Origin of the sequence: Idiomarina loihiensis L2TR (assembly GCF_000008465.1) — a bacterium.
GTDB lineage: Bacteria > Pseudomonadota > Gammaproteobacteria > Enterobacterales > Alteromonadaceae > Idiomarina > Idiomarina loihiensis.
Window position 1 is genome coordinate 420,451 of record NC_006512.1, and the last position, 20,783, is coordinate 441,233.

Annotated in this window: 24 protein-coding genes and 1 other RNA gene; 17 read left to right on the forward strand and 8 right to left on the reverse strand. The window is 47.0% G+C overall.

Annotation, left to right across the window (positions count from 1 at the left end):
- Positions 1–63: 63 nt before the first annotated feature.
- The 7 genes from IL_RS02055 to murA are packed head-to-tail and all read left to right on the forward strand — an operon-like array spanning position 64 to position 4,660.
- Positions 64–864: an ATP-binding cassette domain-containing protein gene (locus IL_RS02055; RefSeq protein WP_011233664.1), complete on the forward strand. Its 801-nt coding sequence runs from the start codon at positions 64–66 to the stop codon at positions 862–864.
- A complete protein-coding gene (mlaE, locus tag IL_RS02060) occupies positions 861–1,640 on the forward strand; it encodes a lipid asymmetry maintenance ABC transporter permease subunit MlaE (protein ID WP_011233665.1) in 780 nt (259 codons plus the stop codon). The genes IL_RS02055 and mlaE overlap by 4 nt, the downstream gene beginning before the upstream one ends.
- A 2-nt stretch (positions 1,641–1,642) precedes the next feature.
- Complete coding sequence (gene mlaD / locus IL_RS02065; protein WP_011233666.1) at positions 1,643–2,110, forward strand: outer membrane lipid asymmetry maintenance protein MlaD; 468 nt, start codon at positions 1,643–1,645, stop codon at positions 2,108–2,110.
- 17 nt (positions 2,111–2,127) lie between these two features.
- The gene (locus IL_RS02070; protein WP_011233667.1) at positions 2,128–2,799 is read left to right on the forward strand and encodes an MlaC/ttg2D family ABC transporter substrate-binding protein; all 672 of its coding nucleotides are present in this window, start codon (positions 2,128–2,130) and stop codon (positions 2,797–2,799) included.
- The gene (locus IL_RS02075) at positions 2,799–3,092 is read left to right on the forward strand and encodes an STAS domain-containing protein (RefSeq protein WP_011233668.1); all 294 of its coding nucleotides are present in this window, start codon (positions 2,799–2,801) and stop codon (positions 3,090–3,092) included. The genes IL_RS02070 and IL_RS02075 overlap by 1 nt, the downstream gene beginning before the upstream one ends.
- A 37-nt stretch (positions 3,093–3,129) precedes the next feature.
- Entirely contained in the window at positions 3,130–3,384 is a 255-nt protein-coding gene (locus IL_RS02080; RefSeq protein ID WP_011233669.1) for a BolA family protein, read from the forward strand.
- Positions 3,385–3,400: 16 nt separating this feature from the next.
- Entirely contained in the window at positions 3,401–4,660 is a 1,260-nt protein-coding gene (murA, locus tag IL_RS02085) for a UDP-N-acetylglucosamine 1-carboxyvinyltransferase (protein ID WP_011233670.1), read from the forward strand.
- 6 nt (positions 4,661–4,666) lie between these two features.
- Here the strand turns inward: murA and IL_RS02090 are convergent, their stop codons facing one another.
- From IL_RS02090 to IL_RS02100, 3 genes are all read right to left on the reverse strand, one after another.
- Complete coding sequence (locus tag IL_RS02090; RefSeq protein ID WP_011233671.1) at positions 4,667–5,716, reverse strand: trypsin-like peptidase domain-containing protein; 1,050 nt, start codon at positions 5,714–5,716, stop codon at positions 4,667–4,669.
- 63 nt (positions 5,717–5,779) lie between these two features.
- Positions 5,780–7,135 (reverse strand): DegQ family serine endoprotease, encoded by a 1,356-nt coding sequence (locus IL_RS02095; RefSeq protein ID WP_011233672.1) that lies wholly within the window; start codon positions 7,133–7,135, stop codon positions 5,780–5,782.
- A gap of 87 nt (positions 7,136–7,222) precedes the next feature.
- Positions 7,223–7,684: a YhcB family protein gene (locus IL_RS02100; RefSeq protein WP_011233673.1), complete on the reverse strand. Its 462-nt coding sequence runs from the start codon at positions 7,682–7,684 to the stop codon at positions 7,223–7,225.
- 119 nt (positions 7,685–7,803) lie between these two features.
- Between IL_RS02100 and zapE the strand changes: the two genes are divergently transcribed.
- The 8 genes from zapE to IL_RS02140 all read left to right on the forward strand — a co-directional run bounded on the left by zapE (position 7,804) and on the right by IL_RS02140 (position 13,894).
- A complete protein-coding gene (zapE, locus tag IL_RS02105) occupies positions 7,804–8,898 on the forward strand; it encodes a cell division protein ZapE (protein ID WP_016341266.1) in 1,095 nt (364 codons plus the stop codon).
- Positions 8,899–9,095: 197 nt separating this feature from the next.
- Entirely contained in the window at positions 9,096–9,524 is a 429-nt protein-coding gene (rplM, locus tag IL_RS02110; protein WP_011233675.1) for a 50S ribosomal protein L13, read from the forward strand.
- A gap of 17 nt (positions 9,525–9,541) precedes the next feature.
- Positions 9,542–9,934: a 30S ribosomal protein S9 gene (gene rpsI, locus IL_RS02115; RefSeq protein WP_011233676.1), complete on the forward strand. Its 393-nt coding sequence runs from the start codon at positions 9,542–9,544 to the stop codon at positions 9,932–9,934.
- 225 nt (positions 9,935–10,159) lie between these two features.
- Complete coding sequence (petA, locus tag IL_RS02120) at positions 10,160–10,750, forward strand: ubiquinol-cytochrome c reductase iron-sulfur subunit (RefSeq protein ID WP_011233677.1); 591 nt, start codon at positions 10,160–10,162, stop codon at positions 10,748–10,750.
- Complete coding sequence (locus tag IL_RS02125; protein WP_011233678.1) at positions 10,750–12,018, forward strand: cytochrome b; 1,269 nt, start codon at positions 10,750–10,752, stop codon at positions 12,016–12,018. The genes petA and IL_RS02125 overlap by 1 nt, the downstream gene beginning before the upstream one ends.
- Complete coding sequence (locus IL_RS02130) at positions 12,015–12,749, forward strand: cytochrome c1 (protein ID WP_011233679.1); 735 nt, start codon at positions 12,015–12,017, stop codon at positions 12,747–12,749. The genes IL_RS02125 and IL_RS02130 overlap by 4 nt, the downstream gene beginning before the upstream one ends.
- 84 nt (positions 12,750–12,833) lie before the next feature.
- On the forward strand, positions 12,834–13,457 hold the full coding sequence (sspA, locus tag IL_RS02135; protein WP_011233680.1) for a stringent starvation protein SspA: 624 nt from the start codon (positions 12,834–12,836) through the stop codon (positions 13,455–13,457).
- Between the two features lie 26 nt (positions 13,458–13,483).
- The gene (locus IL_RS02140; RefSeq protein WP_011233681.1) at positions 13,484–13,894 is read left to right on the forward strand and encodes a ClpXP protease specificity-enhancing factor; all 411 of its coding nucleotides are present in this window, start codon (positions 13,484–13,486) and stop codon (positions 13,892–13,894) included.
- 12 nt (positions 13,895–13,906) lie between these two features.
- Here the strand turns inward: IL_RS02140 and dolP are convergent, their stop codons facing one another.
- From dolP to IL_RS02160, 4 genes are read right to left on the reverse strand one after another with little or no spacing between them, the layout of a single operon-like run.
- The gene (gene dolP / locus IL_RS02145; protein ID WP_011233682.1) at positions 13,907–14,482 is read right to left on the reverse strand and encodes a division/outer membrane stress-associated lipid-binding lipoprotein; all 576 of its coding nucleotides are present in this window, start codon (positions 14,480–14,482) and stop codon (positions 13,907–13,909) included.
- 5 nt (positions 14,483–14,487) lie between these two features.
- Positions 14,488–15,030, reverse strand: a complete 543-nt coding sequence (locus IL_RS02150) for an SIS domain-containing protein (protein WP_011233683.1) — start codon at positions 15,028–15,030, stop codon at positions 14,488–14,490.
- 2 nt (positions 15,031–15,032) lie between these two features.
- Positions 15,033–15,383, reverse strand: a complete 351-nt coding sequence (locus tag IL_RS02155) for a YraN family protein (protein WP_011233684.1) — start codon at positions 15,381–15,383, stop codon at positions 15,033–15,035.
- Positions 15,361–17,244 (reverse strand): penicillin-binding protein activator, encoded by a 1,884-nt coding sequence (locus IL_RS02160; protein WP_011233685.1) that lies wholly within the window; start codon positions 17,242–17,244, stop codon positions 15,361–15,363. Before IL_RS02160 ends, IL_RS02155 begins: the two co-directional genes overlap by 23 nt.
- Positions 17,245–17,319: 75 nt before the next feature.
- On the opposite strand from IL_RS02160, the gene rsmI reads away from it, so the two are divergent.
- Positions 17,320–18,174: a 16S rRNA (cytidine(1402)-2'-O)-methyltransferase gene (gene rsmI, locus IL_RS02165; protein ID WP_011233686.1), complete on the forward strand. Its 855-nt coding sequence runs from the start codon at positions 17,320–17,322 to the stop codon at positions 18,172–18,174.
- Between the two features lie 46 nt (positions 18,175–18,220).
- An RNA gene (gene rnpB, locus IL_RS13575) (RNase P RNA component class A) lies at positions 18,221–18,570 on the forward strand.
- Between the two features lie 12 nt (positions 18,571–18,582).
- On the opposite strand, the gene IL_RS02170 is transcribed toward rnpB, so the two are convergent.
- On the reverse strand, positions 18,583–20,721 hold the full coding sequence (locus IL_RS02170; protein ID WP_011233687.1) for a putative bifunctional diguanylate cyclase/phosphodiesterase: 2,139 nt from the start codon (positions 20,719–20,721) through the stop codon (positions 18,583–18,585).
- Positions 20,722–20,783: the final 62 nt, after the last annotated feature.

A 20,783-nucleotide genomic window follows, 5' to 3' on the forward strand; every position in this document is an offset into this window, starting at 1 on the left:
GGTATCAGACTATACCGACAGTCGTTAGAATAAAGGCTGATAAACTCGTAACAGGAAACTGTCGTGACAAACTTGGTAGAACTTAAAGATCTGACTTTTGCGCATGGAAGCCATCGGGTCTATGACGGCCTGTCGTTAGATGTTCCGAAAGGCAAAATGGTTGCTGTCATGGGGCCTAGTGGCATTGGTAAAACGACGCTGTTGCGCCTTATCGGTGGACAGCTTAAGCCTGACAGCGGCAGTATCAAAGTAGCCGGAGAGGAAGTCCCGCAGTTAAAACGCGACGCTTTGTATCAATTACGCAAGCGCATGAGCATGCTGTTTCAAAGTGGTGCGTTGTTCACCGACATGTCGGTATACGAGAACGTCGCCTTTCCACTGCGCGAGCACACCGACTTACCCGAAGAAATTATTCGCAGCGTGGTTTTAATGAAGCTTGAGGCCGTGGGTCTGCGTGGTGCGCGTCACCTTATGCCGTCAGAACTGTCTGGTGGTATGGCTCGTAGAGCTGCTCTGGCAAGGGCTATAGCTCTGGATCCTGAATTAATTTTATACGATGAGCCGTTTGCGGGTCAGGATCCTATTTCTATGGCGGTCATTGTAAAGCTTATTAAATCTTTGAATGAGTCACTAGGTTTGACCTCTATTGTTGTATCGCACGACGTAAAAGAAGTGTTATCGATTGCGGATTATGCTTATGTCATCGCCGACAAAAAAGTGGTCGGCAAGGGAACTCCGGATGAACTGCGCAATAATGAGACCGCAATTATTAAGCAGTTTTTGAACGGCGCTCCAGATGGACCCGTAGCATTTCATTATTCAGATGACGATTTTACAACGGACTTATTAAGGGGCAAGGAATGATCCAGTTTATACGGTCTGTCGGTCGCCAGGTATTGGATAGCCTGGCAGGCATTGGATACGCCCTGGCTATGTTAATGGGTGCCATTATTGGCAAGCCGCAACCAGCTAAGTCATGGCCGCTCTTTATTAAACAAATGTATGTCGTCGGCGTATTGTCGATGCTCATCGTTATCGTCAGTGGCTTATTCATCGGTATGGTGCTTGGCTTACAGGGCTACACTATTTTAGTTGACTATGGTGCTGAGCAAAGTCTGGGGCCTATGGTTGCGCTGTCGTTGCTGCGTGAGTTGGGGCCTGTCGTTACCGGTCTGTTATTTGCGGGGCGAGCGGGCTCCGCACTCACTGCTGAAATCGGTCTTATGAAAGCCACTGAGCAACTCTCCAGTCTGGAGATGATGGCGGTTGACCCTTTACGCCGTGTGATTGCTCCCAGGTTCTGGGCTGGTGTGGTTAGTATGCCACTGCTGGCGTTGATGTTCTCAGCCGTTGGAATTTACGGCGGTTACCTGGTTGGCTCCGGCTGGCTGGGTGTTGATGAAGGGGCTTTTTGGTCAGTCATGCAATCGGCAGTCGATTGGCAGGATGATCTTCTGAACGGCATTATTAAGTCTATTGTATTTGCCTTTGTTGTTACCTGGATAGCTTTGTATAAAGGTTATCGTTCGGTACCAACCTCTGCGGGAATCAGCGCTGCGACAACGTCTACGGTAGTGACTGCGTCGTTGGCAATTCTAGGACTCGATTTTATTCTTACAGCTATCATGTTTGGTGGATAACCATGGAATCAAGAAAAACACAGTTATGGGTAGGCGTTTTCGTTGTCGTCGGTATTTTGGCTTTGTTCTTTATTGCATTAAGAGCAGCCAGCGGGACTATGACGACATCGGGTGACAGTTACACCCTGTACGCTAAGTTCGACAATATTGGTAGTCTGAAAGTCCGCTCGCCGGTGAAAGTAGGTGGCGTCGTTGTAGGTCGTGTTACTGATATTTCATTGTCGGGCGACTACTATGAGCCGCGTGTGACAATGAGCATTAGCAAAGATTACGACAAGTTTTCTGAAGCCAGTACATTGTCGGTGTTGACGTCAGGACTCCTGGGTGAGCAATATCTTGGACTTGAACCCGGCTTTATTGATGACAGCGTAGGTACGTTAGACGACGGGGATACCATTACTGATACTAAATCAGCATTGGTTTTAGAAAACCTGATAGGCCAATTCCTGTTCAGTCAGGGCAATGAATAAGTGGTAAGGAGAGCACCATGGCAGTAAAACAATGGATAACGGCCGTTTTTGTAACCTTAGTACTGGTTGCATCCGCGTCAGCCGATTTAATTCGTAACGATGATCCGCAAGAGTTATTGAAAGCAGTTGCTGAAAAAACCTTTGATCGCATTGCATCGGACAGAAACAAAATTGACGCAGATCCTAATTATCTAAAGGAAGTCGTTGAAGATGAGATGATGCCTTATGTTGACAATATGTATGCGTCGAAGAAAGTATTAGGCCGTTACTTGCGCGACACGACAAAAGAACAGCGTGAACGTTTTTACCAGGCTTTCTACGATTACTTAGTGGCGACGTATGCCCGTGCTTTTACTCAGTATGACGAGGACAAGCATAAGGTCACTTTTGAACCTAGTCAGGAAATTTCTGATGATGCACGTTCGGCCGTCGTGAAGGCGCGAATAAAAGAAGAAGGGCGCCCGGAAATTCGTCTGGATTTTCGTATACGTTACGACTCTGATGAAGAAATTTGGAAAGCCTACGATTTAGTTGTTGAAGGTGTCAGTCTGCTGAACAGTAAGCAAAGTGAAATTTCTTCGGTTATCCGGGCTAATGGCATTGATAAAACCATCGAGCTGATTGAAAAGAAAGCTTCCGAGCCGATTAAGGCAGATGACGAAGTAGAAAGCCCGGCAGAGGGACTCTAATGTTAGCATCGGTGAAGGTTAGCGATGATAAGACACTGGTTTTTAGCGGTTCATTGACTCGTCACAGTGTTGCTAAACTGTGGTCACAGCGCAAAAGCTGGTCGGTGGGAAGCGAAACCCGGGTTGATTTAACCGATGTAGAGGTTATCGATACTGCCGGGGTGGCTTTTTTGCTTGAAATATTGAAATTGGTTGGCGATGGGAAAGGTCCGTTAACCTGTATCGGAGCATCTGAACAGCTGAAACAAATTGCCCGCGTTAGTGGCGTTGAGTCGCTGCTTTCGTTAAGCTAGGCGGTCTTATTAACTTTTAAGCCAACGGCAGATAACAATGAATACTGAAGAACTGAAAACTTTGCTGAACGATGCGCTTTCTCTGGAAGAGCTTCTGGTTAAAGCTGAAGGCGCGAATGTAGAAATTATTGCTGTCAGCGAAGACTTTAAAGATATGAGTCGGGTAAAGCGTCAGCAAGCCGTGTATGGTCCTCTAAACCCGTTGATTGCCGACGGTTCAATCCATGCCGTATCGATAAAAGCTTACACGCCGGAAGACTGGGCGCGTGATAAAAAATTAATGATGCCATAAGGTTGTTGGTTAGTTGATGGATAAATTTAAAATACGTGGAGGCCAACCTTTGTCAGGTTCGGTCACTATTTCAGGGGCAAAAAATGCCGCGCTGCCTATTTTAATGGCTTCGCTGTTGCCGTCTGAAAAAATAACCCTGTCTAATGTTCCCGACCTTCACGATGTCGACACAACTCTGGAGTTACTCGATTGCCTGGGCATTAGTCATAGCAACCTGAATAATAATAGCGTTTGCATTGACCCGACCACGCTTAATCACTTCAAAGCGCCTTATGATCTGGTTAAAACTATGCGTGCTTCTATTTTGGTTTTAGGCCCGTTATTAGCTAAAACCGGTAAAGCGGAAGTGTCTCTGCCGGGTGGTTGCGCTATAGGCGCACGGCCGGTAAATCTTCATATTGAAGGCCTGCGTAAAATGGGCGCGCATATTGACGTTGAAAATGGTTACATTAAAGCGTCAGTAGAGGGGCGTCTGCAGGGCGCAGAGATTTTGCTCGACACGGTCAGCGTGACCGGCACTGAAAACTTAATGATGGCAGCGGTACTGGCTGAGGGTGAAACGGTCATAGAAAATGCCGCTCGCGAACCCGAAGTCATTGATTTAGCAAACTTTCTTAACAGCCTGGGCGCGAATGTCCGCGACGCAGGAAGTGACACCATTCATATTACAGGTGTTAATAAGCTGCATGGTGGTGAATATAGTGTCATGCCCGACCGTATCGAAACGGGGACGTTTTTAGTCGCAGCTTTGGCAACTGGAGGTTCGGTGCGTTGCGAAAAAACTGACCCGGCAAGCCTTGATGCGGTGTTGAAAAAGCTGGAAGAAGCTGGCGCGACAATTGATAAAGGTGATAACTGGATAGCGATACAGAGCCATGGCCGGCCTAAAGCAGTTAATATTATTACGGCTCCTCATCCGGCTTTTCCAACCGATATGCAGGCTCAATTTTGTGCGCTAAATGCCATTGCAGAAGGTACCGCCGGTATTCGTGAAACGATATTTGAAAACCGCTTTATGCACATTCCTGAGTTACGACGCATGGGCGCAAATGTCGAGTCGGAAGGCAATACTGCACTATGTCACGGGGTTGATGAACTGACCGGCGCAGAGGTTATGTGTACCGACTTACGAGCTTCAGCCTCTCTTGTTATAGCGGGTCTGGTTGCGACCGGAGAAACTGTTGTCGAGCGCATCTATCATATTGACCGGGGCTATGAAGGGATTGAGAAAAAACTTCAGGGCTTAGGTGCTGATATTGAACGAGTAACGGCTTAGCAGCCGTTATCTGGGTAATTCGGCCACTGTTACGGTGGTCGTCATTCGCTTTTCATTACGGTAAAATTCCACTTCTAATTTAGTGCCGGGCTCACTACCTGCAACCCGGTCAAGCCCTTCCGGCGCAGAGCGAACAGGGTCACCACCAATAGCCACCAGAAAATCGTTCGGTTGTAATCCTGCTTTTGCTGCCGGACTGTTCCGTTCAACTCCGGTTATTAATATGCCTGACAATGATTGTTCTTCACTAAAGTTTGGATTAACGCTAATACCAATGTATCCGCGTACCACTTTCCCTTCCTGAATAAGGGTTTTCATTACTTTGCGTGCATTTTCATAGGGTACGGCAAAATAAATGCCTTCGCCGCCATCTCCAAAAGCCGAATTATAGCGGGCGTTATTGATGCCGATGAGTTCTCCGGCGGTATTAACCAAAGCTCCGCCTGAGGCACCCTGGTTGATCACTGCGTCCATTTGAATCAAATCGGAATAGGAATTGCTGACACCAACCCGACCGCCGCTGGCACTGACAATACCTTGCGTAATTGTCTGGCCAATATTGTATGGATTACCTATGGCGAGGACAATGTCACCAACCCGTACGCGGCGTGTTGACTGTACAGGAATTACCGGTAGGTTCTCTGCATCAATTTTCAGCACAGCTAAATCGGTGTAACGGTCACTACCAATTAACTGAGCGGCATAGCGTCTGCCGTCCTGCAGCGCGACTTCAATTTTATCAACATTATCGACAACGTGATGGGCGGTCAGAATATATCCCTGAGAGTCCATAATAACGCCTGAACCTAAACGCCAGACGCGTGATGATTGAGGTTGATAATAAGACCCCTGAATTTCCCCCATACTATAAATATTCACAACGGCGGGGGCGGCTTTTCGGACTGCCTGATTAAAGGAGGTAATTTCGTTGCCGTTTTGTCTTAATGATTCAGACTGTGCCCAGAAAGGTTTAGCGATAATAACAATAGCCGCAACAACTAGGCCTAAGCCAACTGACTGAAGTAAAAATCGTAAAGTTGAAGAAAGTTGTTGCATACCAGCTTCCGGTTAAATCAGGTGGTATCAGCATAGCACTGATACCACCTGCCTGTCACAATGTCAGTTTGCGTTACGCAACACAATAAAGAGTGAACTGTCGCCTCGTTTTATATTAAGGGCTATAACACCGCTCTTATCTTCAATTGCTGCCCGCAACTCCGATATTGAGCTCACTGCCTTTCTGTTAACGCCCTGAATAATATCGCCTTCCTCTAGGCCAATTCGCGCAGCAGGAGAACGCTCTTCAAGCTCTTCTACTTCAATTCCATTTCCATCCGTTGCAGCAAGAGTAGCGCCCTGTAAAGCCGGGTGAATTGACTCAGCTGTAACAGACATGTCCTGTGCACCAAGGGTGACGTTAATCGATTGCTCTTCACCGTCGCGAATCACCCCAAGCTTTAATGAGTTCCCTGAGCCTATAGAGCCGACCATTGCACCAAGCTCCGAAAATGAGCGGATTGTCTGCCCATCGACTGAGATAATGACATCGCCGGATTCAATACCAGCTTCATCTGCTGAACTACCCGGTACGACCTGTGAAACAAAAGCCCCCCGGTTGACCGGAATATTCAATGCCTGAGCAACGTCGTGAGTTAAATCGTTACCCCGGACTCCCAGTACACCGCGGCGAACTTCGCCAAATTCAATCAATTGTTGTACTAAGTTATTCATCATGTCCGATGGAATAGCGAAACCGATACCGATATTGCCACCGTTAGGGCCGAGTATCGCGGTGTTAATTCCAATGAGTTTGCCGTCTAAAGTGACCAGAGCACCGCCCGAATTACCGCTGTTAATAGCGGCATCGGTCTGGATGAAGTTTTCCAGTTCCTCAATGCCAAGACCTGCTCGACCTAGAGCGCTAACGATACCGGAGGTTACTGTCTGGCCAAGCCCGAAAGGGTTACCAATAGCGACCACGAAATCACCGACTCGCAGCTCGGATGACTTGCCAAGCTCTATGGCGGTGAGGTTTTCGCCGTTCTCTATTTTTAGCAAAGCCACGTCGCTGCGTTCATCAGTGCCTATAACTTTAGCATCAAACTCACGGCCATTTTTTAGGGTGACGAGAATTTCTGTAGCGTCATCTACAACATGGTTATTGGTTACTACATAGCCTTTTTCAGCATCAATAATCACGCCGGAACCTAAGCCTCTAAACGGGCGCTCACGGACTTGTTCACGTGGAGAATCCGGGCCAAAAAAGAAACGAAGCGCTTCCGGCAGGCGTTGTCGTACTTCTCGCTTACCTTTTACTGAGATATTGACGACGGCGGGTGTTACCTCCTCAAGCATCGGCGCTAAGGTCGGCTGTTCGTCGTCATTGCCAAAAAAAGGAATGCCAGCATGGGCAGAAGGTATAGAGGTGAAGCTAACAACACAGATTAAACTGAATAATGCTAAGACTCTTTTCATGATTCGAGTGACTCCTTAATAAAGCACTAACAAACGGTCGCCAGTTAAGACCGCTTGTCAGCTATATGAGTTCACTCTAAAAATGTTTCAAGATGTTTTTGAGGACTCTTTTTCTTGATCTTGCTCGTAACTACTTGAAAAGAGCCCGCTGGAGCCCTCTGTGTAATCGCGGGGAATATCATTGGCGCTATAGCTGTCACGGCCTGAACGGTGATCTTTATTTAATGAATTGGCCACTCGCAGTTGCTTAATTGTGTCTTCTGCGAAAAAAGGCAGGTCACTTTGTACATCGCTTTTCTCAAGCAGCTCAGCACTTTGGTTTAAGTAGCTTTGTAAACGTTGCTGGGTATCTGCCAGTTGTTCGACCATAGCGTTTGCGGTGGCGAAGTGTTCGGCAACTTCTCTTTGGTAGTCGGTTAAACGCTGCTGACTTTGCTGTACTTGCTCTTCGAGATCGCCTGACTGGCCTTTCGACTGGCTGTAACGAGCCGCAAAAAAGCCAATGATAGCACCAGCAACGACCAACAGAACCCCAATAATCCAACTCATAATTAACTCCTGAACAAGCTGTCGCAGCGGCGAATGATTGCTGCGCTTCACCTTCATGGTAACATATTAACTTATAGGATAATCCCAACTGAGGTGAAGTGGTAGTGTCCAAACAGCAAATGTCTCCACTAGAACGTTATCAGTATGATATAGAACACAATGATTTCTCGAAAGATGCTGCGCAGCTAAACGCTGTTAAACATTTGCAAAGACTGCATGATGAGCTTATTGAGTGGCATCAATATCAGACTCTGCCAGGCTGGCAAAAGTGGTTTAACAAAGAGCCGGATCAGCCTCAGGGCATCTACTTTTGGGGTGGTGTCGGCCGTGGGAAAACCTATCTGGTTGATACCTTCTTTGAAAGTCTGCCAATTGAGCGTAAATGGCGAATCCACTTTCACCGATTTATGCACCGGGTTCATAATGAACTTAAACAACTGGATAAGCAGAGCGATCCGTTACGCATTGTGGCTGATAACATTGCCGCTGAAGCCCGAGTTGTCTGCTTTGACGAGTTTTTTGTGCAGGATATTACCGATGCCATGTTATTGGGCAGGCTGTTTGAATACTTATTTGAGAAAGGGGTGGTGCTGGTAGCGACTTCAAACATCGTTCCTGACGAACTCTATAAAAACGGACTACAGCGCGCGCGTTTCATTCCTGCTATTAAACTCATCAATCAGCACTGTGAAGTGGTTAATGTGGATAGCGGCATCGATTATCGTCTTAGAACGCTTACCCGGGCGGAAATTTTTCATTCGCCACTGGATGAAAAGGCCGATAAGAATTTATGGAAATACTTCAAAGAGCTGGCGCCGGAATGTAAAGAGCGGTACGAATCAGACTGCATTGAAATTGAAGGACGGGATATTGACGTTCGGGCAGAGTGTGACGATGTGGTGTTTTTTGATTTTACCTCCATTTGCAAGACAGCCCGTAGCCAAAATGACTATATGGAAATAGCCCGACTGTACCATGCGGTATTGATTAGTAATGTTGAGCAAATGGGTGCCGGGAAAGATGATACGGCTCGCCGCTTTATCGCGTTAGTCGATGAATTTTATGAACGTCGGGTGAAACTGATTTTGTCAGCAGATGTGGGTATTGAAGCGCTCTATACGGAAGGCCAGTTAACTTTCGAGTTTCGCCGTTGTGTCAGCCGACTGCAGGAAATGCAAAGTCAGGAATATCTGGCAATGGCTCATAAAGCATAAATTTCAGAAAATGCGTGATCTTTAACCGCATTTTTCCTATAATCCGCGCAGCCCACGTTACAGTCCGTTGTGTTACATAACGTAATGCAGCGGTCGCAGCAGATAACTAAATGATTTCTATCATTTTTTTATTGTTGTGATTCGCGGGGAAGCCCGGAATTACTGTCCGTGAACTTTTAAAATGTAGGTTTTATACAATGAAAACATTTGTAGCCAAGCCAGAAACGGTAAAACGCGACTGGTACGTAGTAGACGCTGAAGGCAAAACTTTAGGTCGTTTAGCTACTGAAATCGCTCGTCGTTTACGCGGCAAGCATAAGCCTGAGTACACTCCTCACGTTGATACCGGCGATTACATCGTCGTAATTAACGCTGAGAAAGTTGCTGTTACCGGTAACAAAGCTCAGGGCAAGATGTACTACTCGCACACTGGATTTCCGGGTGGTATCAAATCAATCAGTTTTGAAAAACTGATTGCTAAGAAACCAGAGATGGTCATTCAGAAAGCGGTGAAAGGTATGTTACCCCGTGGTCCATTGGGTCGTGCCATGTTCCGTAAACTGAAAGTGTACGCAGGTACTGAGCATAACCATATTGCTCAACAACCTAAACAACTGGATATATAATACGGAGCAAGAACACTATGGCAGATAATCAATACTACGGTACTGGTCGTCGCAAAAACTCCACGGCTCGCGTATTTTTGCGTCCTGGTAGCGGCAACATCAAAATTAACAACCGTGAACTGAACGAATACTTCGGTCGTGAAACGGCTCAAATGGTTGTTCGTCAACCATTAGAATTAGTTGAAATGACTGAAAAGTTTGACATGTACATCACTGTAAGTGGTGGTGGTACTACCGGTCAGGCGGGTGCAATTCGTCACGGTATTACTCGTGCATTAATGCAATACGACGAAGCTTTACGTGGTCCATTACGTAAAGAAGGTTACGTTACCCGTGACGCTCGTCAAGTTGAACGTAAGAAAATCGGCTTGCATAAAGCACGTAAACGTCCACAGTTCTCAAAGCGTTAATTCGTCTTTGTTTTTTGTGGCAAAACCCAGCTTCGGCTGGGTTTTTTTATGTCAAAAATAAATGGAAATAGACCAATAAGGGCGGCTATTAAGCTTGTAAAAAGTGTGTCTTTTCATTATCATCTCAAAGCATTTTCTGTAATCCGCATCAGCGGACAAAGCAGCAGCTAATTCCCGACTTCGCGACAACGCATCGTGGAGCGTCCAAAACTGGAGAATAGATGGATGAGCAATGCGCCTGTAGATAAAGGCCGCCGTCGTTTTTTGACTGTCGCAACCTCAGTGGTAGGTGGTGCAGGAGCGGTAGCAGTAGCCGTTCCTTTCATAGCATCGTGGAACCCAAGTGCGAAAGCAAAAAACGCGGGAGCGCCCGTAGAAGTAAATATACGCAAAGCTGAGCCTGGCCAGCTAGTCCGTGTTAAATGGCGTGGCAAGCCTGTATGGGTGGTTCGCCGTACACCGGACATGCTTGAAGAGTTGGGTGAAATAGAAGGTAGGCTTCGCGATCCGAATTCTCAAGAGCCGCAGCAGCCACCTTATGCGGCAAATCAATATCGCTCAATTAAAGAAGAATTCTTCGTTGCGGTTGGTATTTGTACCCACCTTGGTTGCTCTCCATCTTATCTTGCGAGCGGAATGGGGGAGCACGTTGAGGGCGTTGAGTCTGGCTTTTTCTGCCCATGCCACGGTTCTAAATTTGATGTCGCAGGGCGCGTATTCCAAGGTGTTCCTGCACCACTGAACCTGGTCGTGCCGCCACATTATTTTATCGACGATAACACCATTTTGGTGGGTGAAGATAAGGGGCAAGCATAATGTTTAAGCGATTTGTAGAGTGGATGGATGCCCGCATCCCCATGACCAAAACCTGGAACATCCACCTGGCGCAGTATCCAGCTCCAAAAAACTTTAACATGTGGTATGTTTTTGGCTTTTTGGCAACCATCGTATTAATTAACCAAATACTGACTGGTGTCTGGTTAACCATGAACTATGTGCCAAGCGCCGACGGTGCCTTTGCCTCGGTTGAATACATCATGCGTGATGTCGAATACGGCTGGTTGTTGCGTTATATGCACTCCACCGGTGCCTCTGCGTTCTTCGTTGTCGTTTATCTGCATATGTTCCGCGGTATGATGTACGGTTCTTACCAGAAGCCTCGTGAGCTTATTTGGCTGTTTGGTATGTTCATCTTCCTGGTACTGATGGCCGAAGCCTTTATGGGCTACTTGCTGCCTTGGGGACAAATGTCTTACTGGGGCGCACAGGTTATTATTTCACTATTCGGTGCCATACCGGTTATTGGTGATGATTTAACCTTATGGATACGTGGTGATTACGTTATTTCCGGAGCGACGCTAAACCGCTTCTTCGCATTGCACGTTATTGCTTTGCCGCTAGTACTGGTTATTTTGGTGTTCCTGCACATTGTCGCTTTGCATGAGGTTGGTTCGAACAACCCTGACGGTATCGATACTAAGAAGCCGAAAGGCTCTGTGCCAGACGAAGACAAGCCGAAGTTTAAGTTCCACGAGCGTTTTACTAACAAGAAAGACATTGTCGATTCTATTCCGTTTTTCCCTTACTACATTATTAAGGATTTGTTCGGGTTCGGCGTGTTCTTGTTCTTGTTCTGTTACGTTATTTTCTTCAACCCGGAAATGGGAGGCTTTTTCCTTGAGCCGCCTAACTTTGAGCCGGCGAACCCCTTGAAAACACCGGAACACATTGCTCCTGTATGGTATTTCACGCCGTTCTATGCAATTTTACGTGCGGTGCCCGACAAGCTGTTTGGTGTTATTTTGATGTTCGCTGCTATTGTCTTCCTGGCCCTGTTGCCTTGGCTAGACCGTGGGCGAGTACGTTCTATTCGCTATCGTAGCCTGTTGCATAAGCTAAACCTCGGCGTATTTGCCATCAGTTTCGTTGTGCTGGGTTATTTGGGAACGCAACCGGCAACTCCTGTTGCAACAATATTCGCACAGATATTTACGTTCCTGTACTTTGCATTCTTCGGGCTGCTTTGGTTCTACAGTAAGCGCGAGAAGACTAAACCGGTACCAGAAAGGGTGACGTCGAAATGAAAAAATTGTTAATCGCTCTTATAACTTTGGTTCCGTCGCTTGTATTTGCGGCGGGCCCTGAAGTTCCCTTGGACAAGGCCGAAGTCGACTTACACGATAAAGCCTCACTGCAGCGCGGCGCGCAGTTATACATGAACTACTGTCTGGGTTGCCACCAACTGCAGTACCATCGTTATAACCGTACTTTTGAGGATCTTGGTATTCCGCAAGAGTTAGGCGAAAAGAACTTGCAGTTTACCGGCGACAAAGCCGGTGACAGAATTACCAATAATATGAATCCTGAATCAGCAGCGAACTGGTTTGGTACCGCGGTACCCGATCTAACGAACGTAGCCCGTGTACGCGGAGCGGACTGGATTTATACTTATTTACGTTCATTCTATAAAGATGACAGCCGTCCTTTCGGCGTCAATAATGCGGTGTTCCCAAATGTCGGAATGCCCCATGTATTGCAAGAACTTCAAGGGCTTCCGGAGAAGACTTATGAAGAACGCCTAATAGACGGTGAAATGGAAGACGTGTACGTCGGTATTGAAACCGATGGCGGCGGGCGTTTATCTGAAAGTGAATATGATCAAGCCATGTTGGATTTAACCGCTTTTCTGGTTTATACCGGAGAACCTATGTTATTAGAACAACGTCGCATTGGTTGGTTTGTTTTTGGTTTCCTGCTGGTATTCACCATTTTGGCATGGTTACTGAAAAAAGAGTTTTGGAAAGACCTGAAATAATCGGGGCTTATCAGTCTGTTAGACAACGGCTTAAGAAAGGGTGGCTTGCCACCCTTTTGCCGTTGATATTATCTGGAGAAAGGAATGGCTGTTGCAGCAAATAAACGCTCAGTAATGACGTTATATTCAGGAAAGGATGACTTAAAGAGTCATCAGGTACGTCTGGTGTTAGCTGAGAAAGGTGTTGGGGTCGAAATTACCTATGTGACCGACGAAAGTACGCCGGAGGATTTGTTACAGCTTAATCCGTACCCAGAGGCTAAACCCACTCTGGTTGACCGTGAGCTTGTGCTTTATAACGCTCAAATCATTATGGAATACTTGGACGAGCGTTTCCCGCATCCTCCTTTAATGCCTGTTTACCCGGTTGCTCGTGGTACGAGTCGTTTAATGATGTACCGAATTGAGCGCGACTGGTATAGCCTGGCTGAAAAGATCCAAAAGAACGATGCTCAGGCAAGGCAGGAACTGAAAGAAGGTATTCTTTCCCTGGCTCCTATTTTTGCCGATACACCGTATTTTATGAGCGAAGAATTTAGTCTGGTTGATTGTTATTTGGCTCCTCTGCTTTGGCGTTTGCCTGCTTACGGTATCGATTTAGAAGGTCAGGGCGCAAAAGAAATAAAGCAATATATGGTACGCCTGTTTGAACGCAAAACGTTCCAGGATTCTTTAACAGAAGAAGAGAAAGAACTCGCGCGTAATTAATTTCATCGACGTCGAGGAGTTTTACTATGACGCCGAAAAGACCTTATCTGCTGCGTGCATTGTACGAGTGGATAGTTGATAACGACCTGACCCCACACTTGGTGGTTGATGCGACTATTGTGGGAACCGTTGTGCCCCAGAACTTTGTTAGTGAAGGACAAATTGTACTAAACATTTCGCCAACAGCGGTTCAGGGGCTGCAACTGGCTCACCATGAAGTTCGCTTTAACGCGCGCTTTGGTGGACAGCCAATGCAGGTGATTGTGCCCATGACGGCGGCTTTAGCTATCTATGCCCGTGAGAACGGTGCCGGAGCGATGTTTGAGGCCGAGCCCGAACTGGACAAAATGCCTGAGCTTGATGAAGAAGATAAGGGTAGTGACGATGCTGAGCAAAAATCAGCAAAGAAAAAGCCCAACCTAAAAGTAGTTAAGTAACAATACAAAGCACTAACGCTTAATAGTTAGTGCTTTAATTACCCGCTCTACGCCATCTACGTTTCTGGCAACCTCTACTGCGGTATCTGCTTCAATCTGGCTTACATGGCCTAGTAAAAATACCTCAGCGTTCTCTGTCACTACTTTGATATTAGTTGCATCTATAGATTTATTATTAGCAAACTTGAGCTTAATTTTGCTGGTTATCCAGCTATCTCCGGCGCGCACGGCTGCCGATGCTTTAGAGCCAATACGCAGTTGATTGAAAATTTTATTAATACCGTTAGTGTCTTTGATGGTCTCTTCAGCTCTTCTTTTCAGAGCTTCGCTTGGAACCTGGCCAACCAAAAGAACATTAGTATCGTAACTGATAGCGACCACGCGGGCATCTTCAAGTTGTTCATCATTTCCCAGTTTAGCGTTAGCTTTCAATTCGATAGTCTGATCATCCACTTGTGTTCCAATTGTCCGCGGATCAGTAGCTGAAGATATTCCTACTGCGGCTGCTCCGACAGCAACTGCGGCGCAGCCCTGTAAACTTAATAAACTGATAAAAATGACAGGTAAAAAGGTTCTAGATAAAGTCATACGCTTCAGTGCTCCTGCGGAAAGATCGTGTTTTCAATTTGTTCACACAAGCCGTGGACAATAAACAGCTGAGTTTCTAGTATACGAGCCGGATTTAAACTGGGTGCCCTTAATTCGATATCGTTAGCACCTAGTAAACCGGAAACAGAATCGTTGCCCTCGCCGGTTAAAGCAATAATAAGCATATCGCGGCTAATAGCTGTTTCCATAACCGATGCTAACTCTTCATTCTCTTGGTTGTCTGCTATGACCAGTAGAATATCACCGGCTTGACCCAGTGCCGCAAGCTGTTTTTGCTTGCCAAGGGCCAATGCTAGTACTGGAAAGGGAGGACGCTCTAATTTCATGCCTTCGGTCATGAGGTTTGCAAAGTGCTGAGCAACGATTCCTGTCGTGCGGTCGCCGCAGCAAAAGACACGCTGACCATTCAACAAATTAGCCACTAACAGTTCCACCGTTGTGGCCATCTCGTCGGTCAGGCTTTCCACCGCTGAAATTTGTGTCTGTATGCTTTCTGTAAAAAGCGCCTTAATCAATTCGTCATTCATAGTCAGAATGCGTCCTTAAACCATTCGATTTTTGTTGGCTGACCTACTATTGCAATTACGTCGAAACGTATAGCTGCAGTATGTTCATCGATATTATTACTGAGTAAATAGTGGCGAGCGGTGTACCGGATTCGGCGACATTGCTGCGGCTGAATCTGTTCAATAACAGCCGCAAAACTCTCATCGTCCCGGAATTTCACCTCGCAAAACACCCAGTAATGACCGTCTCGGGCTATGATATCAACTTCACCACCGTCAATACGGTAATTTTTGCAAATAATTGTAAGGTTGTTTTTCTTCAGAAACTCGGCTGAGAGTAATTCAGCGCGCTTACCGGTAACGACTTCCTGCATTGTCTGCTTCCTTAGCTAAGGTGATTTCTCCTTTACTAAAGGTAGCCCAAATAAGCTTCCGTTGAACAACTGAGTTATCAATGTGCAGTTCACCACTTAAACCCGACCAGACCAATCCAGGCATGCGATTCATCATTTCAAGTCGTTGAATCAAGGATACGCTGTCGTATCCCATGGCGGTTAAGCGCGCTAGCGACAGACCCCACCCATTTCGCAACTCAAGCCATTGACTTAAAAGTATGTTTTTACCTGAGCTCTCTATTAACCAGGGAACGTCTGAAAAAATAATGCCATTAAGATCTGAATCACCTAAACGATTTCTGAGTTCATGGGTAGCCGAGCTGGCATAAACAGGAATAGGTTCTGCAAATGGCGAAACGCTGACATCAATAAAGGGTTTTAACAGACGCGTCTGTTGTAGATTGCCCGGCAGGTAAATCGCACTAATGTCTCTTCGGCTGCGTTCCTGCTCATCAACAATAATTTTCCCTGCGGCAATTTTAACTGCGCGAATACGCTGCTGACTGTCAGTTAACCCCAGCGAACGCTCGACCGTAGTCTTCATATCTTCGCGTTCAGAAAAATAGGAGATAGTGGGCTGTTCAGCCTGCTCATTTTCCCAACTGGAGGTGAAGGCATCAACCATTCTGCGGCCGCTGGAGCCATCTGCAGTAATGACCAGTGCACTTTTTGAACTGGGAAATTGCTGGTTAATTTTCTGCGCGGCTTGCTGAGCTTCGCTCTCAGGGCTTAGTGCGAAAAAGACATTGGTTAATGAGTTTTGTGCTGCTTCATCGTCAATCTGATTAAGATAAACCTGAGGAATACCCGTAATAGGTTGTGCTGACCACGCGGCTACCTTGTCTTTCAATAGTGGGCCAATAATTCCTACGGGGCTCAGTTCCGATATTTGTTTTTGCTGAGACTCAATGTCGCTCGCTTCGCTGTCTATAAAGACAACTCTTAGGTTTTTCATTTCGCCGGTGCGGGCGATAACACCGTCACGCACAGCTTGGCCTTGTTGCTTGTAGCGGCCGGATAATGGTAATAACACCGCGAGGGTAGGTTCTGGGGGCGCCTGCTCGGCTTCCAGTTCACTTTCTGACGGCTTTAACGGCGGCTCGAGCCAGATGTCGACCAGAGTAGCAGCGTCGTGGTTTGGGAAGCTTTGTTGCCACTGATTTAAGAATGATGTAAGACTATCAGGGTGAGTCATTGCCTGATGATGATAATCGACCAATCGCCACCAACCCGCCAGGGCCAGGTCGTTAGGCCGCTGCTGCGGAAGCTCTGACTGTTTAATCCGGCGCGCAATGGACCAGACTGTATCGGTATTCCGCTGTTCTGCAAAGCGCTGGGCATCAACTTGCCAGACCAGCGACTGCCAGTAGTCTTGTTGCTGATAAGCGGCCTGTGAAAGCAACTGCAAACTCAGAACACGAAACTCTCGTTGATTAAACTGAGTGGCAACATCTTCAAGCTCTTCTATTACCTTTGCCCAGACTTTCTGCTCTGCGGCCCAGCGGGCTTTTGCCAGGCGGTAATACTTCTGACTATGATGAGTAATTTTTTTCGGAGCTAATTGCGAAAGAATAGCGGCCGCCTGTTGCCATTGATGCTCATTTTGAAAAGCATTAGCGGCTCTTATTAAAGCAGAGTGTTGCTCAACTTCATTTGCTGCTGCATCGGCCTCCTGTAACCAGTCCCCGGCTGACTTTTCTTCTGTTAAGCTTAATTCCTGATCAGCGACATCGACAGCCTCTGCCGGGTCCTTCGTCGAACGGTCAGGGGCAGAGGTACACTGGGTCAATACCAGTAATGCCATTAGAGCTAAAAGTACAAATGAATGAGTTCTAAACACTGTAAGGTTCCGCTTTGGTGCCTGTTCGGTGATACTATAAACGGCATTGACGTTGGAAACAAACAGAGACTGATTATGGCAGAGCAGGGCATTCTTTATATTGTACCGACACCTATCGGTAATTTAGGCGATATAACGGAAAGAGCAGTTAAAACCTTGGCTGAAGTTGCAGCCATTGCAGCGGAAGATACTAGACATACACGCAAGCTAATGCAGCATTACGGTATACAAAATGATGTATTTGCCTTGCATGAACATAATGAGACACAGCGTGTGGATGCGGTTATCGAGCGTTTGCTGCAAGGTGATTCGCTGGCGTTAGTCAGTGATGCAGGTACGCCACTCATCAATGACCCTGGTTATGTTTTGGTGCATCGTTGCAGGGAACGCGGGCTGAAGGTTATTGCGTTACCCGGTGCCTGCGCTGTTACGGTTGCTCTGTCTGCAGCTGGGTTACCAACAGACCGGTTTGCTTTTGAAGGCTTTTTGCCATCAAAGCCCCAGCAACGTCGTGCAAAGCTGGAGGCTCTGAAGACCGAAACCCGGACTGTTGTGGTGTATGAAAGCCCTCACCGAATTTTACATACGCTGACTGATATGAACGTGGTTTTAGGCAGTGGCCGGCAGATAGTGCTTGCGCGCGAGTTGACTAAGCAGTTTGAGACATACTTAAATGGCACTGCGGCTGAATTGTTGCAGGCTTTAACCGACGATACAAACCAACAGCGCGGTGAAATGGTTTTGCTAATAGCACCGGCACAGTCAGAAGCCGATGTTCGTGACGGTCCGGGAGAAGCGGCTAAGCGCACGTTACTGCTGCTACTAGAAGAGTTGCCGTTAAAAAAGGCGGCAGCTATGACCGCAAAAATTCACGATGAACGGAAAAATGAACTCTACCAGTGGGCGCTTGAGAATAAAAATAATGAGTGAAACAAAGATTGAGTTAATGCCTGCTGCAGCGTAGAATCCCCCGCGGAGAGCTGGCCAGACAATCGCCGCCTGTTTACAGGGGGAGGAAAGTCCGGGCTCCATAGGGCAGGGTGCCAGGTAACGCCTGGGCGGTGTAAGCCGACGACTAGTGCAGCAGAGAGTAAACCGCCGATGGCTGCTTGCAGCACAGGTAAGGGTGAAAGGGTGCGGTAAGAGCGCACCGCGCAACTGGTAACAGTTTGTGGCACGGTAAACTCCACCCGGAGCAAGGTCAAATAGGGGTTCTTTGGCGCGGCCCGCGTTGAACCCGGGTAGACTGCTTGAGGGTCAGGGCAACCTGATCACTAGATGAATGATTGTCCACGACAGAACCCGGCTTATCGGCCGGCTCTCCACCTTTTTAGGGTTTTAAAACTGCCAGTCTTTTAGAAACTTCAATAATTCATTAAGCGGCAATGGCTCACTAATAAAATAGCCCTGTGCAAAATCGCATCTCTGTCGCTGCAGTAATTCCCACTGTTGCCGGGTTTCAACGCCCTCGGCAATAACGTTAATATCCAAAGCTCTGGCTACCTGTAACAACGCATCCAGCAGTGCTACCTGCACCTTATTTTGAGGTGCCTGACTTAAAAAACTACGATCTATTTTTATATAATCGACAGGATACCGTTGCAGGTAATTAATACTGGAATAGCCGGTACCGAAATCGTCGATTGCTAACTGCACTCCCTGAGACCGCAAATAATGTAAAATTTGTAATTGCCGCTGTTTATTGCTCATTAACAGTGACTCGGTAATTTCAAAGGTTATGCTGGTATTAGGTATTCCATGCTGACTGATGCAGGACAGCCATCGTTTGGCCGACTCCATATCATTAAGTTCACGTTCGGAGCGATTAATTGAGACCTCAATGGGGTAACCAGACTTGTGTACGACAGCCCAGTCAACGCAAGCTTGCTCCAGAACAAACTGCCCTAGTTCATGAATAAGCCCGGTACGTTCAGCAACCGGAATGAATTCAGCCGGCGAAATCATGTTTCCGTCTTCATCCTGCCAGCGCAAGAGCGCTTCGCATTTACTGATTTTACCGGTGCTGAAGTCGATGATGGGTTGATAAACCAAATAAAACTCATGCCGCTTAAGGCCTTCACGCATACGTTTATGAATGGCGTTTTGGCGTTCAGTTTGCTCTCTTAATTCGTCGTTAAAAAAGTAATGAGTGCGTCGCCCCGCCGTTTTTGCTGCGTACATGGCAAGATCGGCATTTTTTAATAGTTCAGAGGCTTTGATGCCGTCATCAGGGTAAAGCGCAATACCTATGCTGCAGGTGGTTTGAATTTGGTTCTGGCGTAAGTTGAAAGGTTCACTTAACTGCCGGTTAATTTGGCTGGCAAGGTCATTAATTATTTGATGCGACGTAAAACGGTTAATAACGACAACAAATTCATCACCACCAATACGGGCAATGAAGTCGGAACCCCTTAGTTGGTTTCGTAAACGGTCAGAAACTGAAACTAACAATTCGTCGCCAGCATCGTGACCAAGGTTATCGTTAACTTCTTTAAAGTGGTCAAGGTCGATGAATAGAATGGCAAAGTGTTGTTCCCTGCCTTTCTGGGTAAGTTGATCAAGGTAGTCGACAAAAGCCCGACGATTCGGTAAATCAGTAATCGAATCAAAATGCGCCTGGTGGTCAATAGTAACAAGCGCCGAGCGCAGTCGGCTTTGCGCCGTCACCAAATTGTACATAAAGGCGGTCATTAAAAAGGACAACAGCAGTCCGGCCACAATAATGATCCAATAAATGCTGCCGCGATGGGCCCAAACTGCATTTTTTGGAGCCAGAGCCAGTATCCACTTCCCGGTTGAAACCGCCACTTCAATGGCGACGTAATCTTGCTGCCAGAGCGACGCATCGCCGAAGTCAAACAGGTGGTCGCCATTGCCGTTTTCTTTCTTTAACGCGAAAAGGTAGTCGTCGACGGAGTCCAGGCCGCTGCTGGCAATTAAGTCTCCTATATCAATGACCACGGCAATCATGCCCCACAGCTTATTGTCATTGATAAAAACCGGAGCTCTGGCAATTAACGCCCAGCCTCCTTGTATTAAGTTGACCGGGCCATCGATAACAATTTGCTTTTTCTGAATGGCCTCCTGAACGCTTTCGAACTGCGCCGGTGAGGTGCGGTAATCAAAACCCAGTGCGGCTTTATTAGGAGCCAACGGGTATACAAACTCAATTATCAAATTAGGTGCTAACGCTACGTGACGTACCGGAACATCGCCATCAATAAGCTCCTGCATTAGCAGCCGGTAACGCTCAGGAGAAATGTCGGGTGAGAGCTTAATTTCGGCCTGTAGCGCACGAGCCGTGACTAACGAGGAATTGATCTGGCCTTCCAGCGCGGCGCGGAGCTTACCTAAGCGCTCAGTAGCTACTCGTTTGCGTGACTCTACTACCTGCGAGTGCTGATTCTCAGCAAACCAGATAACGCCCGTCACCAAGATGCAGAAGCTGACAAAAATAACGAATAAGTAGCGTTTCATTAATTACCGTTGCTCACCAAAACTGAAATGAGTATCGCACAAAAATTATACGAGCTCTAACG